The 14,033-nt window shown below is 66.3% G+C and carries 10 protein-coding genes; 2 read left to right on the top strand and 8 right to left on the bottom strand.

All coding sequences use genetic code 11. From position 1 onward, the window contains the following. Positions 1 to 88: 88 nt before the first annotated feature. Positions 89 to 976, bottom strand: coding sequence for an oxygenase MpaB family protein (locus CVN68_RS09820; RefSeq protein ID WP_199560253.1), 888 nt, complete (start codon positions 974 to 976; stop codon positions 89 to 91). Positions 977 to 1,094: 118 nt separating this feature from the next. Here CVN68_RS09820 and ychF point away from each other — a divergent pair, with 118 nt between their 5' ends. Continuing rightward, on the top strand, positions 1,095 to 2,195 hold the full coding sequence (gene ychF, locus CVN68_RS09825; protein ID WP_100282045.1) for a redox-regulated ATPase YchF: 1,101 nt from the start codon (positions 1,095 to 1,097) through the stop codon (positions 2,193 to 2,195). Positions 2,196 to 2,594: 399 nt separating this feature from the next. Next, positions 2,595 to 4,580: an ATP-binding protein gene (locus CVN68_RS09830; RefSeq protein ID WP_233503666.1), complete on the top strand. Its 1,986-nt coding sequence runs from the start codon at positions 2,595 to 2,597 to the stop codon at positions 4,578 to 4,580. A 3-nt stretch (positions 4,581 to 4,583) separates the two neighbouring features. On the opposite strand, the gene CVN68_RS09835 is transcribed toward CVN68_RS09830, so the two are convergent. The 7 genes from CVN68_RS09835 to CVN68_RS09865 all read right to left on the bottom strand — a co-directional run bounded on the left by CVN68_RS09835 (position 4,584) and on the right by CVN68_RS09865 (position 14,026). Beyond that, positions 4,584 to 5,744 carry a dipeptidase gene (locus tag CVN68_RS09835; RefSeq protein WP_100282047.1) on the bottom strand — a complete coding sequence of 387 codons (1,161 nt, stop codon included), beginning with the start codon at positions 5,742 to 5,744 and terminating at the stop codon, positions 4,584 to 4,586. Between the two features lie 38 nt (positions 5,745 to 5,782). Next, positions 5,783 to 7,360, bottom strand: a complete 1,578-nt coding sequence (locus CVN68_RS09840; RefSeq protein ID WP_100282048.1) for a serine hydrolase — start codon at positions 7,358 to 7,360, stop codon at positions 5,783 to 5,785. After that, complete coding sequence (locus CVN68_RS09845) at positions 7,357 to 8,487, bottom strand: YkvI family membrane protein (RefSeq protein WP_100282049.1); 1,131 nt, start codon at positions 8,485 to 8,487, stop codon at positions 7,357 to 7,359. Before CVN68_RS09845 ends, CVN68_RS09840 begins: the two co-directional genes overlap by 4 nt. Then, complete coding sequence (locus CVN68_RS09850; protein ID WP_100284329.1) at positions 8,484 to 9,524, bottom strand: DUF1611 domain-containing protein; 1,041 nt, start codon at positions 9,522 to 9,524, stop codon at positions 8,484 to 8,486. Before CVN68_RS09850 ends, CVN68_RS09845 begins: the two co-directional genes overlap by 4 nt. A 19-nt stretch (positions 9,525 to 9,543) precedes the next feature. Then, positions 9,544 to 11,751 carry a TonB-dependent receptor gene (locus tag CVN68_RS09855; RefSeq protein ID WP_158298819.1) on the bottom strand — a complete coding sequence of 736 codons (2,208 nt, stop codon included), beginning with the start codon at positions 11,749 to 11,751 and terminating at the stop codon, positions 9,544 to 9,546. A gap of 27 nt (positions 11,752 to 11,778) precedes the next feature. Then, a complete protein-coding gene (locus tag CVN68_RS09860) occupies positions 11,779 to 12,927 on the bottom strand; it encodes a dipeptidase (protein WP_100282051.1) in 1,149 nt (382 codons plus the stop codon). Between the two features lie 85 nt (positions 12,928 to 13,012). Further along, positions 13,013 to 14,026, bottom strand: coding sequence for a dipeptide epimerase (locus tag CVN68_RS09865; protein ID WP_100282052.1), 1,014 nt, complete (start codon positions 14,024 to 14,026; stop codon positions 13,013 to 13,015). Positions 14,027 to 14,033 lie beyond the last annotated feature (7 nt).

Here is a 14,033-nt window from a genome sequence, read left to right on the forward strand (position 1 = left end):
TCCCTGCTCCTTGAATACTCTATGCCTGACAAGGCCCGGCGCCCCTGTACCGCAGATGAACGGGGGTGCGTCAAGCAACCATACAATACTAAGACGTAGCCAACCCGGCCGGTCCGCATCGCCGGACGTTGGCGAGGCGTGCCGCAGCCTGTCGCGCGGGGCTCGACGGCAGTTCGAAGCGTCCAGCGCCCTTCGCGAGCAGCCCGAGCAACGCGCGTTCGTGCCGGCGGAGCCGGTGACCGGTCAGTCCGAGCTGGCCGCGCATCACCGACGGCAGCAGGTCCACGGCGGCGCGAACGCCCAGCCTTTGCAGCGGCCGCAGCGGCAGCGGCAGGATGTCCGCAGTCCCCAGGATCGCGATGAGTTCGTCGAGCACCGGCGACGGTTCGAGCTGTGGCCGTATCCGCGCCATCAGCGCCTGCATCCCGGCCTCGTTCGCTGGCGGCGCCTCGACGCCATAGAGTGCCGCGCCCGGCCTGGCCTCGGCATAATAACGGTCTCGCTCCACCTGCCCGAGCGGCGCGGCATAGCGACTATACGCTTCGAGAAACGCCCAGCTGGCGGTCGCCTGCACCCAAAGCAGCAACTCGGGGTCATTGGCGGCATAAAAGCGGCCATCGTCGGTCTCGCCTTGCACGCGCGCATGCATGCGCCGAACCCGCGCGGCCAGCGCCTCGAACTGGCTGCGCGCGCCGTAAACGGTGATCATCGCCGCGAGCCCCGTACGCCGCAGCCGGCCGGCCGGATCGCGTTTGAAGCTGCTATGGTCCCACACGCCGTGGCGCACGCGCGGCTCGCCCAGTTCGAGCAAAACCGCGGCGATCCCGCCGATATACATCGTCACCGGATTGCGGAACACGCGCCACGATACCGAATCCGGTGGAAGCATCGCCGGCTCGCCCGCGGGCTCGCGGAAATCGGCACCTTCGATGCCCATCAGTCGCGCGGCGGCGGAATCGAGAAGCTTGACTAGCATTCCAGCTCAACGCGCGGCGAGGCGGGCTTGCTCCGGACTGGAAACCGCGGCGCTTTGCGCCTATCGAGCGCGCAACTTGCCGGCATCGCCCGGCTCTTTCAACACAGGATCGCGCTTCATGGGTTTCCGCTGCGGCATTGTCGGGCTTCCGAACGTCGGCAAGTCCACGCTCTTCAATGCGCTGACCGAGACGGCCGCGGCGCAGGCGGCGAACTATCCGTTCTGCACGATCGAGCCCAATGTCGGCAACGTCGCGGTACCCGATCCGCGACTGGACAAGCTCGCCGAGATCGCCGGTTCGGCCAAGATCATCGAGACCCAGCTCGGCTTCGTCGACATTGCCGGCCTCGTCCGCGGCGCGAGCAAGGGCGAGGGCCTCGGCAACCAGTTCCTCGGCAACATTCGCGAAGTCGACGCGATCGTCCATGTGCTGCGCTGCTTCGAGAATGACGACATCCAGCATGTCGACAACAAGGTCGATCCGATCGCCGATGCCGAGACCGTAGAAACGGAACTGATGCTCGCCGATCTCGAAAGCCTCGAGAAGCGCGTCCCCGCCTTTGCCAAGAAAGCCACGCAGGGCGACAAGGAAGCCAAGGTCGCCGCCTCGGTGCTCGGCCAGGCGCTCGACTTGCTCCGCGAGGGCAAGCCCGCGCGCCTCACCCAGCCGAGAGATATCGAGGAAGCTCGTGTCTTCGCGCAGGCGCAGCTGCTCACCGGCAAGCCCGTCCTCTATGTCTGCAACGTCAATGAGGAAGACGCCGCCAACGGCAACGAACTCTCCGCCAAGGTGTTCGAAAAGGCGAAGGCCGAGGGCGCAGAAGCCGTCGTGGTGTCGGCGGCGATCGAGGCCGAGATCGCGACGATGCCCGCTGAAGATCGCAGTGAGTTCCTCGCCGAGCTGGGACTTGAGGAGACCGGCCTCGCACGCGTCATCACCGCGGGCTACAAATTGCTCCACTTGCTCACCTTCTTCACCGTCGGCCCGAAGGAAGCGCGCGCGTGGACCGTCGAGGTCGGCGCCAAGGCGCCGCAGGCCGCGGGCGAGATCCACACCGATTTCGAGCGCGGCTTCATCCGCGCCGAGACGATCGCCTATGAGGACTATGTCCAGTTCAAGGGCGAGAGCGGCGCGCGCGACGCAGGCAAGCTGCGTTCCGAAGGCAAGGAATATGTCGTCCACGACGGCGACGTGATGCTGTTCCGCTTCAACGTCTGACGCGCGAACTTCCCCGCGCAGAGCATTGATATACAACGGCGCCGCGATGACGCGGCGCCGGGCCTCGCCGCGCCCACGCCTTCGCTGCTCGGCACCTGCGCGTCCCGCGGCATGTATGGCGATGTATCGCGCCAAATAGACGCAGACCGCGATCCGCATCACCAGCGAGCAGCCGGCATACAGCTTTTCCCCGCACAAGTACTTAGTTAACAAAGCTTGAAGATGCTATTCTAGCTACCTCGCTGTCGTAGCTGCCGGGCAGATCAAAGTGTGAAGCTTACAACCATTCCCCTGCCTGAATTTGGCTATCCACTGCGCGGACCGGCGCAGACTGCTCCACGATGGTTGACGCTCGTGCTTCCCCTCGCCGCTGTGCTGATCTGCGGGGCGATCTGGCTGGTGGCAATCCAGATCGCAAACGTCCAGCGTGCCGGCGTGATATCCAGCGCGGTGCGCGAGAATCGTAATCGCGTGATTGCCTATGACCATTTCATCTCGGGGATCCTCGAGCGCGCCGATACCGCCGCCACGCAGCTCGCGCGGTATCATGACGGCGGTGCCGGCGGGCCTGGCGCAGCCCCCGCGTCGCTGATCGATTCCGCCGCCGTCGATCCGCTGTTCGCGAAGGTCGATGTCGCCGATGCCGCTGGGCGCGTGCGATGGTCGAGCCGGCCTGGAAACACCGCCCGAAGCCTGGTGGGCGAACCCGCGTTCGAGCAGCTTCGCACTGACGCGACGCGCCAGCCGATCCTCACGGATCCCGCTCGCGAGAGCAATACCGGCAAGGTCTCGATCACTTTCGCCCGCGCGATACTGGCGGAGGACGGCAAGTTCGGCGGGGTCGTCGCGCTGCATATTCCGATAGACCGCCTGACCCGCTTCTACGAAGGCGCCGATTTCCGGCCACACGACCTGATCTCGGTCATCCGCCTCGACGGGCTGACTCTCGCCCGGCGCCAGGGCGCAGTCGTCAGCTATGGCCAGAATCTCGCCGGCAAACTCGCCATGCAGCGACAGGCGGCGCAGCCTTGGGGCACCTATATCGGCCCCAGCTCGGTGGACGGCATCAGGCGCATCTTCAGCCAGCGACGACTGCCGCGTTACGGATTGTTCGTCAGCGTGGGACTCGGCATCGACGACGCGCTGGCACTCTCTTATGCGAGAACGCGCATATTCTACCTTACCGTGGCCGCCCTCTCGCTCGCGCTGCTGGGCGGCACCCTCGCTTTCTGGCTGGGCCTGCGCCGTCGGGAAGCGATCATCCAGCGTCTTGCCGCGATCAACAAGCGGCTGTGCGAGGCGCAGGCTATCGGCAAGATCGGCGATTGGGAACTCGATCTGGAGAGTAAATTGCTCACCTGCTCGGAGGAAACTTGCCGGATGCACGGCCGCGATCCAGCACAGGACATCATGACCTCGGACGAGGCGCTCGCCTTCCATGACCTGGCGGGCCGCAAGGAGATCCAGCGGACGTTACGTACCGCGATCCTGTCGAAGCAGCCGGCGCAATGCGAAGTCGTCAGCACCATGGGTGATGGCCGGGTCGCACCACTGCGGATCCGGATGTCGCCGGTGGTCGATCCCGACGGCCGGGTGCGGACCGTGCTCGGCACCGAGCAGGATGTCACCACCGAGCGGCGGCACGAGCAGCTTCGCGCCGAAGTGGCGCATATCACCCGCGTGGAGGCCGTGAACGTAATGGCCGCAACGATCGCGCACGAGCTTTCGCAGCCGCTCACCGCGGCCGGCAATTATCTCAGCGCCGCGATCTATCTGGCCGAGCAGGGCAGACATTCGCTGGTCGATCAGGAGCGGCTGGCAGTCCTGCTGGGGCAAGCGGGCCGGCAGATCGGGCTGAGCGGCAAGATCATCTCGCGCGCACGCGAGATGATCTCGGATCGCCGCATCGGCGAGATGGCGTCGCTCGACGACATCGTCGAGGAGGCGATCGCACTCAGCAAGGTCGCCGATCCGGCCGTCGCACGCGCGGCGATCAGCGCGCAGCTCGAACCCGACACCGGCCATGTCGCCGCCGACAAGGTGCAGATCCAGCAGGTCCTGCTCAATCTGATCCGCAACGCCGCGCAGGCAGTCGCCGACGTCGACAAGCCGCAGGTGATCGTCACGAGCCACCGCGAAGCGGCGGGAATGGTGATGGTCAGCGTGGGCGACAACGGCAAAGGGCTCCCCGGCAACGGCGGCGACATTTTCGCACCCTTCGGCGCCGCCGATCGCAACGGCCTCGGCATCGGGCTGTCGATCTGCCGCACGATCGTCGATTCCTATGGTGGCCGCATCTGGAGCAGCATCAGCCCGCTGGGCGGCGCGGCGATCTGCTTCACCCTCCCGCTCGACGAACTGGCATTGCTCTACGACGTCGCCTGAGCGTCAGCGGGCGGCGCGCTCGGCCGCCTCGACGATGCGCAGGATATTGCCACTCCACATCTTGGCGAGGTCGGCGTCGGAATAACCCGCCTGCCTGAGCCTTTCGGTGACCTTGGGCAGCGCCGAGATGTCCGCGATCCCGGGCAGCCCGCCGCCGCCGTCCCAGTCGGCGCCGAAGCAGACATGATCGACGCCCGCGACCTGGATCACGTGGAGCACCATCGCCATGTAGCGCTCGAAATCGGCGGCCCACATCGGCTGGGTCGCGTCGAGCGCACGCCATTTGCGGGCCAGATCCGCCTGCTGCTCGGGGCTTAGGTCGGCGATATGCTCATATTGCGTGAACAAAGCCGCACGCTCGGGCGTCATGTTCATGTTGGACAGGAAGATCGTGCTGACGCAGATCGCCCCGCCCTTCGCAGCGAGCCTGCGGATGCGACCGTCGTCGAGATTTCGGGGATGGTCGAACGCCTCGCGCCCGCTCGAATGCGAGAGCAGCAACGGCGTCTTCGACAATTCCAGCATCTGATCGAACGCGGCGTCGGACGCGTGGCTGGCGTCGATCACCATCCCCAGCCGATTCATCTCCTCTACCCATTTGCGCCCGAGGGGTGAGAGACCATTCCATTTCGGCGTGTCTCCGGAGGAATCGGCGAACTGGTTGTTGGCGCCGTGCACCGGCCCGGCCAGCCGCACGCCGCGATCGTGGAAGTCCTCGAGCAGCGAAAGATCCTCGCCGAGCGGATAGCTGTTCTCCATGCTCTTGAACGCGATGCGCAGTCCCATACGATCGATCCGGCGCGCGTCTTCGGCGGTCATCGCGAAGTCGATGCGGTTGGGGAAGGCCGCGAGCGTGGTGTCGATCAGGTCGGATCGCTTGCGCGCGAAGGCGAGCGCGTCGGCATAGCCTTTGGCCGTCAGCGGCCCCTGCTCGGTATAGATCGCGAAGAACCCGCCATCGAGCGCGCCGGAATCCATCCGCTCGAGATCGACCTGGACGAGGTCGGCGGCAGGGTCGTGATGCCCGGCAAAGCTCCAGCCCGGGCGGGCGAAGTGGATCGGCGTGTCGAGATGGGTGTCGAGCGTTAGGAAATCGCGATGCGATTTTTGCGCCGGCGCCGATGTGGTGGCGCAGCCGGCGAGCAGCAGGGCCAGCCCCGCCATTCCCCTCCTTTTCAGGGAGGGGAGAAAATCGGCCCGCCTCACTTCGCCCCCTCCGCCACCGGCCGCAGGTCGAGATCCTTATAATCGTAGCTGAAATCGGCGATCGGGCTCTCCGGCTTCATCGAGACGCGCTCCACCCTGCCCTCGGCGTCGAGCGCGAAGCTGACATAGGCCGGCTCGATCGCCTTGTCGTCGAAGCGGGTGACGAAGGTGTCGTATTGCCAGTGGACCAGCTTGCCGGCCATGCGGGGCGTGGTCTTGAAGTCGATCCGCAAGCCGTCGGCGCCGCTGGTCACGGCGACGTCGCCATACCAGGCATCGCGATAGGTCCCGGCATAGCGCGCGAGCGACAGCGACGGCCCGATCTTGGCCGGCGCGGCCTTGACGCCGGCCAGCGCCGCCTTTCCGCCTTCGATCCGCTGGGTCATGAACGCGCCGAAGCGGGCGGGCCAATCCTGATCGGGCACGCCGAGATAGTGATCGACCAGCATGTGCGCGACGCCGCGGAGCAATGCGACTTCCTCCGAATTGACCACCACCGCGATGCCGACCTCCTGATCGGGCAGCAGGATGATGTGGGTGATCGATCCGAACACGCCGCCGCCGTGCGAGATGATCCGCGCGCCGCGATAATCCTCGACTTCCCAACCCAGCGCATAGGTGCTGAACTTGGGCGTGAGCGGGGCGAGGCTGCCCGGATATTGCGTTATCGGCTGGACGGTCACGCCCTTCCACATTTCGGCCGCCTGCGCCTCACTGAACAGCCGTCCGCCCCCGGGCAGCGCGCCGTGGCCGAGCTGGATCTTGAGCCACTGCGCGAGATCGCGCGCGCTGAGCGCCAGTCCGCCCGCCGGCATCGCGGCGCGGCCGAGTTCCTCGCGCTCGTCGAGCACCGAATTGGGCCCGTCGCCGCGCACCACGCCGCCAACCCGGGCATGCGCGAAGGCGCGATCGGGCGTCGCCCAGCGCGCTTCATACGTGGCTGTCGCGTCGCTCATTCCGCCACGCTTGAGCACTTCGCGCGCCATGAACTCTTCCCACGTCTTGCCGCTGACTTCCTCGATCAGCTGGCCGGCGACGGTGTAGAGGATGTTGTCATAGGCATAGCCTGAGCGAAAGCTGGTGGCGGGCTTGATCCAGGCGAGCCGCTTGACCGTCTCCTTGCGCGACAGGCTGCCGCGGGGCACGAACAGCAGGTCCCCCGCCCCCAGCCCGAGCCCGCTGTGATGGACGAGCAAGTCGCGGACCGTCATCTCGCGCGTCACCCACGGATCGTACATGCGGAACCACGGCATGTGATCGATCACCTTGTCGTCCCAGCCGATTTTGCCCTGATCGACGAGGATCGCGATCGCAGTGGCAGTGAACGCCTTGCCCGTCGATCCGGTCTGGAAGATCGTGTCGGCGTCGACCTTGGCGGCCTCGCCGAGTTTGCGGACGCCCCAGCCCCTGGCGAGCGTGGTCTTGCCATGCTCGACGATCGCGACCGCGATACCAGGCGCGCCGCTCGCCTTGCGCAGCGCCTCGACCTTCGCGTCGAGCCCCGCCGGCGGATCGGCAAGCGCAGGAGCCCCGAGCGCGAGCAGCGGCAGAGCGAACAGATGATGCAGCTTCATGCGACGATCTCCTTGGATGCGGCGGAACGGCGCCGGAGCAGCCGCGCCAACCCGAGCGTCATCAGCGGCAGCACGAACACGGCGAGGAACAGGTACGCCAGCAGCCGATAGCCGCTGGCGATCAGCGCGATCAGCCCGACGCGCTCGGCGACGAACATGCACACCAGCAGCAGCACCCCCGCGATCGCGGCGCGGGCACGCGCGCTGAGCTCGGCTTCGCGGCGACGGCGGAGGACCCCTGCAATGCGCTCGTTGATCGCATGCACCGCGCCGGTGCCGCTCTCGAGCAAGGCGGCGAAGATCATCGCCTGGAACAGCAAATGGAACGCCGGCGCGTTCAATTGCCGGAGGAGGAAATCTGAAGGCAGAGTCTCGGCGCCGATCGCGGGATAGAAAGCGATCATGCAGACGAAGAACAGGATCGCCGGTGCCATCGCCAACGGCCCGGCGATGAGGCCCGCGACCACGGCGTCGCGCGTGCTGGTCAAATGCCGCAGCACCGGCAGGATCACCACCGCGCCGATGATGTTGTAGCTGGCATAGGTCAGCCCGCCCGACGCCCAGCCGGTCCGCGGCGCCGGCGTTGCGAAGCCCATGGCGATGCGGTCGCCGAAGCTGAGCAGGCTGAGGATCAGGAACAGCGCATAGACGCCGTAGAGCAGGAACGAGACATATTTGAACACGCCTTCGACTGCCGCATTGCCCAACGAAACGGTGGCGAGGATCCCCCCCGCGAGCAGCAATGCCCCGACGAAGCTCGACCAGCCGAACATCGCCGCGCTGATCGCGCCCGCGCTTGCCCCGAACACCGCAAGAATCAGCACCACGAACAGGATGTACGCCACTTCGAACGCGATCCACGCCGGGCCGAGCAAATCGGCGAAAAAGGCACGATAGTCGAGCGCCCCCGCCAGCCGGGCATAGGCAAAGGTGGTCGCCGCAATCACGCTCCACAGCAGCATCGCCAGCAGCATGCCGGCGAGTCCGCCCCACGGCCCCGCCGGCAGGAAATACTCCGCCAGCTCACGCCCGGTGGCATAGCCGCCGCCGATGATCACGGCCTTCATCGCGAAGCCGGGCAACAGGAAGCGCTGGAACCAGCTCGATCCTGCGGCGGCTGCGCTCATGCCAGGCAGCTATCGACGAGCGCGTCGAACGCCGGCCCGCCGCGCACCGGATCGGCGACCGGAAGCCCGAGCCGTTTGCTCTCGCGCCACATCACCTCGGCAGCCTCGGCCTCATCCAGCGCCGACGTGTTGAAGCTGAGCCCGCCGCAGCGGATGTTCGGGTTGGTCCTCCGCCCGAGCGCCAAGGTGAGATCCACGATCTCCTCGATCGTCGCGACCTGATAGCCCGCGGTGCCGAGCATTTCGGTCCGCCCCGGCTCGTGACACACCACGAACACGTCCGGCTGGCTGCCATGGAGCAGCCCCAGCGAGACCGCCGCATAAGCCGGATGCGCGAGCGAGCCCTGCCCTTCGATCACATCCCAATGCTCCGGCGCGGCGTCAGGCGAGAGCATCTCCGCCGCGCCCGCCTCGAAATCAGAGACCACTGCGTCCATCGGCATGCCCCCGCCGGCGATCATGATCCCGGTCTGCCCCGTGGCGCGGAAATCGCTCGCCACACCGCGCTGCGCGAAGGCGCGCGCCAGCGCCAGCGCGGTGTACTTCTTGCCGAGCGCGCAATCGGTTCCCACCGTCAGCAACCTTTTCCCCGTCCGCTTGCGCCCCGTCGCCACCGGAATCTGCGCCGGCGGCACCCGGATGTCGATCAGCCGCCGCCCGAGCAACGCAGCGGTTTCACGCAGCTCAGGAATGTCGGAAAGCCGCGTGTGCATCCCCGCGACCACGTCGAGTCCCGCCTCGAGCGCCTCGACCAGCGAGGCACGCCAGCTCTGCGGGATCACCCCCCCGGCATTCGCCACGCCGATCACCAGCGCCCGGGCGCCCTGCGCATAAGCCTCGACTGGCGTGAGCTGCGGCAGCCCGGTGGTCACCGCCGCGCCAGCAAGGGTGAGCTCGCCGACGCATTTCTCGGGCGCCCAGTCGCGCAGTCCCAAAGCGGTCTTGGCGAAGCCGCGTTCGACCGTGTCGCCGAGGAACAGCAGATATGGCTGCGGCAGGGCAAGCGTGTCGGCCTTCAGGCCGAAGGGAGCATTCATGGGATGCGCTTCCTGCAAATCAGAATGAGAGATCGAAGGCGAGGCCGATCGTGCGCGGCTGGAGGGGCGTGATCGCGAGGAAGCTCGGCTGGTTGAGCCCGTTGGCCAGCGTCGAGCGCGCGATCTCCCCGTCATTGTCGAGCAGATTACGGGCATAGGCCCTCACTTTCCAATGCTCGCCGATGTTGAGCGCGGCATTCAGGTCGACCGCCGTATAGGGCCGTGCTCGCGCGGTCAGCGGATCGCTCTCGACCAGCGACAGCCGGCTGCTCGCATGCCGCACGCCCACGCCGAAATCGCCGCTCAGATCGCCGCCCAGCTCGGCATGATAATCGAGCCGCGCCGAGCCGCTGAATTTGGCCACACCCGGCAGCTGGTCGCCATCGGCGCCGCTGATGTCCGGAACGTCCTCGGCGAGCGTGGCGTCGGTGTAGGACGCAGTCAGCCCCAGCGACAGCCCGGTCGCCGGCCGGATGGTCAGCGCGCCTTCGACGCCCTTGCTCACCGCCGCACCGCCATTGGCCTGCCCCGCCACGCCGCCGAAGCTGCGCGTCACCTGGATGTCCTTCCAGTCCATGTAGAAGGCCGCGACGTCGATCGTCACCGCGCGCCCGGCAAGATCCGCCTTGAAGCCCACTTCATAATTGGTGAGCGTATCGGATTCGACGCTCGGCGGCACGTTGGGGACGATCACGTTGGGGCCGCCCGGGCGATAGCCCGTGGCGACGCGCGCATAGAGCATCGCATTCTCGTTCACATGGAATTGCGGGCTGACGCTCCACGTGAAGACGTCCTCTTCGGAACTGCCCGGATCGTCCGCCGTAGGCACGATCGCGCCTTGGCTGATCTGGCGGAAATTCTGCTCGTTGCGCGCCCAGCGCACCCCGCCGGTGACCTCGAAGCGCTCGCCGAGGCGCAAGGTCGCGTTGCCGAACACGGCATATTCCTTGTACTTCGCCGGCAGCGCGACCGTCGCCAGCGGGTCAAGCGGCGGGATCGCGTTGCCGGCCATGTCGTACGAGCGGACGAGCTGCGTATTGTCGCTCTTCTCCGATGTGTAGAAGCCGCCGACCAACCATTCGAAGGTGCCGCCGCTCGCCGAGGCGAGCCGCACTTCCTGCGTCCACTTCTCTAGATCGAGGTTGATGTCGAACGGCGTGATGCCGGGTGCGATCGCGCCGCCGGTGAGCAGCGGAAAGAGCACGCCGAACGCATAGGTCGCGTCCTGCAGCTGGCGGGCGGAACGCTTGCTATAGGTCGTGCTCGACGTGGCGCTAACCCCGCCGAAATCATAATCGAGCGTGCCCGCGTAATATTGCAGGTCGGTCTGGAAGGCCTCGGCAACGTAATTGTTGTACGAAGATCCGTCGCCCAGCCGCTTGCCCGTCAGGTCGGCGGCGTAGACTCCGTTCCCGTCGGCATCGACCGACTGGTACAGCGCCGATAGCTTCGCGCTGAACCGGTCGCTCGCCTGCCACAACAGGCTGAAGCGCCCGCCGATCTGCTCGTAAGCGTTCTGATCCTTGAGCGCGGCATTGTTGGTGCTGTTCACGAAGCCCGGCGTCTTGCGCCACGCGAAGCTGCCGGTGACGCCCAGCTTGCCCTGCACCAGCGGTGCGTTGAACATCGTCTGCCCGGCCCAGCCGAGATCGCCTGCCCCATTGATCCCGAACACTTCGCCGCCGGCGCGGACGCTGAAAATGGTCGTGCTCGGCGCGACGGTGACGTATTTGACCAGCCCGCCGATCGAGCTGGCGCCGTAGAGCGTGCCCTGCGGCCCGCGCAGCACTTCGACGCGCTCGATGTCATAGGGCAGCAGATCGAGCGAGAATTGCCCGCCGCGATTGTAGATGCTGCTCGATCCCACCGGCGCATCGTCGAGATAGATGCCGACGGTCTGGCTGGCGGTGAGCGGCGCGACGCCACGCAGCGTGACGGTGGTCTGCCCTGGCGTGCCGCCGGTCGACACCTGCATGCCCGGAATATAGCCGGCGTAATCGGTGAGCGAGGCCGCGCCCTGCGCCTGCATGTCGTCGCCGCTGACCACGCTGATCGAGATCGGCACGTCTTGAAGGTTCTGCTCGCGTTTCTGCGCAGTGACGACGATCTCGTCGCCGGGCGCGGCAGCCGGCACTTCCTGCGCGGCGGCGCCGGAGGAGAAAGCCAGCGCCCCCGCGGCAGTCGAAACCGCCAGCAGCGCGCGTACGGACAAGGCGAACCGGTTCATCTTAACTCTCCCCATGAGTGCACGAAATCAGTCGCCCCAGATCTCCCCAAGCAGGCGACGGAAGTTGCCGCCGAGCACGGCGGCGATGTTGGCGTCCGAATAATTGCGTCGGATCAGTTCTTCGGTGAGGTCGTAGATCTTGCGTGGATGGTCGTAGCCATCGGTGTCGATCTTCGCGCGGAAGGCGTAGCTCGCTTTGTATGCGGCCTTGAGCTGGGCATACATATCGGGCGGCATGTCCTCATAGCCGTTGAGATCGGCGTCCGAGCCGATCCCGACATGATCGATCCCCACCAGCTTGACGACATGATCGATGTGATCGGCGATCTGCGGCACCGCGGTCGGCTCGCTGGCGCTGACGAACATGCGGACCCCGGTGATCCCCATCACGCCGCCCTTGGCCGCCATCGCCTTGATCGCTTCGTCGGTCTTGAGGCGCGGATGCTCGACCAGAGCGCGGCAATTGCTGTGGGTGATGGCGATCGGCTTCGACGATATCTCGATCGCATGGAGCGTGGTGCGATCGCCGCAATGCGAGACGTCGACCAGCATGCCGACCTGGTTCATCGCCTTGATGATCTCGGCACCGAAATCGGTCACGCCGCCGTCGACGCGTTCGGTCGCGCCCGAGCCGAGCAGATTTTGCGAATTATAGGTCAGCTGCGAGCAGCGCTGGCCGATCTGGTGGAACAGTTTGACGTCGGCGACGGTGCGGAAATGCTCGCTGTTCTGCATGCCGAGGATCACGGCGATCTTGCCCTCCTGCTTGGCGCGATCGAGATCGGCCGCCTTGTCGACCAGCGTGAACAGATGCGACGCCCGGCCGACATAGCCTTGGCTCAGCGCGAGGAAGGTGAGCGTCTCCTCGCGCGCATTGGGGCCGTAAATGCCGATCGAATGGTGGAAACCGGTGATCCCGCAGGCGCGGAAATCGGCTTCGTCCTTCGCGCTCAGCGGCGCGCCATAGAATTGCGGGCGATCGTCGATCTTGAGCACTTCGAGCATGTCGATCACGAGCGACGCGCGCACCAGATCGACCGCGCGGCGCGAATAAAGGACGGGCGAGGCGGCCGACAGCCGGAACTGGCCGCTATTGACCATCGGGAACCCCGTGGCCGCGACAGCAGCCGCGCCGCCGAGCATCCGGCGACGCGAGACCTTGGGCAATGATTGCATTGCCGCTCTCCCTTGAGCGATTATCTAATCAGGATGGTATTATCCTGATTAGAGAAGAGTCAACTATTATTGCAACTATGTTGCGTCACGCGCGCACTGCGTTCAGCGCGCGGTGGCCCCAGACGGCTTCGGGGCAGTGGATATAGCCGTCGTTGTAGCGAATGCCCGGCTGGCGGTCGGCCGCGAGGAACGTCGGGCCATCGAGATCGACCACGTCGCAGAGCTGGCCGAGCAGGAACGCCGGCGCCATCGCCAGGCTGGAGCCGACCATGTTGCCGACCATCACGTCGAGCCCGAGCAGCCGCGCGCGGCGGGCGATCGCGATCGCCTCGGTCAGGCCGCCGCATTTGTCGAGCTTGATGTTGACCGTGTCGAAGCGCCCGACAAGCCCGTCGAGATCGGCGAGCCCGAGCGCGCTCTCGTCTGCTGCGATCGGGATCGGCGAATCGAACCCGTCGAGATCGGCTTCGCGCCCACGGGCGAGCGGCTGCTCGAGCAAAGCGGCCTTCGCCTCGACCAGCACGGCGAAGAGCGCCTCCAGCTCGTCAATGCGGAAACCCTGATTGGCGTCGACTCCGATCCAGCATTCCGGGCGCGCAGCACGCACCGCGCGGATCCGTGCGCTGTCGAGATCGAGATCGCCGGTGAGCTTGAGCTTGAGCGCCCGCGCATCCCGGTACCCTGATGCGGCTTCAGCCATCGCCCCGGGTTCGTCGGCGCCAAGCGTGAAAGTGGTGAGTAATGGCTTCGGCTCGGGCAAGCCCGCCAGCTTCCAGACCGGTGCGCCCGCGCGCCTGGCGTCGAGCTCCCACAATGCGCAGTCGGCGGCGTTGCGCGCCCCGCCCGGTGGCAGCGCCTGCTGGAGTTCGGCACGCGTCATCCCGCCCTGCAGGTCGTCGCGCACCGTCTCCAGCGCCGCAGTCATCGCGTCGACATCGTCGCCCAGATAATAGACCCCGCTCGCTTCCCCCCGCCCCGTGTGGAGTCCGTCGGACAGAGTGACGACCACCACCGAGGACTCGGTGAAGACGTGCCCCGAGATCCGGAACGGCTTCGCGAAAGGAAGCCGTTCCACTGCCACGTCGAGCGAGAGACGCATCACCACC

Origin of the sequence: Sphingomonas psychrotolerans, assembly GCF_002796605.1 — a bacterium.
Taxonomy (GTDB): Bacteria; Pseudomonadota; Alphaproteobacteria; order Sphingomonadales; family Sphingomonadaceae; genus Sphingomonas; species Sphingomonas psychrotolerans.

What these genes read in the sequence shown, in the direction of transcription:
- CVN68_RS09835 (WP_100282047.1), bottom strand. Translation starts at nt 5,744, where the DNA reads ATGGCGGGGCTGGCCCTGCTGCTCGCCGGCTGCGCCACCACATCGGCG.
- CVN68_RS09840 (WP_100282048.1), bottom strand. Translation starts at nt 7,360, where the DNA reads ATGAAGCTGCATCATCTGTTCGCTCTGCCGCTGCTCGCGCTCGGGGCT.
- CVN68_RS09850 (WP_100284329.1), bottom strand. Translation starts at nt 9,524, where the DNA reads ATGAATGCTCCCTTCGGCCTGAAGGCCGACACGCTTGCCCTGCCGCAG.
- CVN68_RS09855 (WP_158298819.1), bottom strand. Translation starts at nt 11,751, where the DNA reads ATGAACCGGTTCGCCTTGTCCGTACGCGCGCTGCTGGCGGTTTCGACT.
- CVN68_RS09865 (WP_100282052.1), bottom strand. Translation starts at nt 14,026, where the DNA reads ATGCGTCTCTCGCTCGACGTGGCAGTGGAACGGCTTCCTTTCGCGAAG.
- ychF (WP_100282045.1), top strand. Translation starts at nt 1,095, where the DNA reads ATGGGTTTCCGCTGCGGCATTGTCGGGCTTCCGAACGTCGGCAAGTCC.
- CVN68_RS09860 (WP_100282051.1), bottom strand. Translation starts at nt 12,927, where the DNA reads ATGCAATCATTGCCCAAGGTCTCGCGTCGCCGGATGCTCGGCGGCGCG.
- CVN68_RS09845 (WP_100282049.1), bottom strand. Translation starts at nt 8,487, where the DNA reads ATGAGCGCAGCCGCCGCAGGATCGAGCTGGTTCCAGCGCTTCCTGTTG.
- CVN68_RS09820 (WP_199560253.1), bottom strand. Translation starts at nt 976, where the DNA reads ATGCTAGTCAAGCTTCTCGATTCCGCCGCCGCGCGACTGATGGGCATC.